Source organism: Bartonella phoceensis, from assembly GCF_902825145.1.
Lineage (GTDB): Bacteria > Pseudomonadota > Alphaproteobacteria > Rhizobiales > Rhizobiaceae > Bartonella > Bartonella phoceensis.
In genome coordinates, this window is record NZ_CADEAD010000049.1 from 1 (window position 1) to 436 (window position 436).

The following is a 436-nucleotide window of genomic DNA, read 5'->3' on the forward strand; positions in this document are numbered from 1 at the left end:
GTATTTGCACAGGGCGCAAACGCTGAAGCTGCTAAGGCTGCAGGTGCTGAACTGGTTGGTATGGAAGATCTGGCTGATAAAATCAAAGCTGGTGAAATGGACTTCGACGTTGTTATCGCATCTCCAGATGCAATGCGCGTTGTTGGCCAATTAGGTCAAGTTTTAGGCCCACGTGGTCTGATGCCAAACCCGAAAGTTGGTACTGTAACACCAAACGTTGCTGAAGCAGTTAACAATGCTAAAGCAGGTCAGGTTCGTTACCGTAATGACAAAAACGGAATCATCCACACCACTATCGGTAAAGTTGATTTCGATGCTGACAAACTGAAAGAAAACTTAGAAGCTCTGTTGGTTGCTCTGAAAAAAGCAAAACCAGCTTCAGCTAAAGGTGTTTTCATCAAGAAAGTTAGCCTGTCTACGACGATGGGTGCAGGTG

The 436-nt window shown here is 45.4% G+C and carries 1 protein-coding gene; it reads left to right on the forward strand.

Going from position 1 to position 436, the window contains the following annotated elements:
- Positions 1-436 (forward strand): 50S ribosomal protein L1 (rplA, locus tag J7R07_RS08030; protein ID WP_208436325.1); only part of this gene is annotated, 436 nt, incomplete at both ends.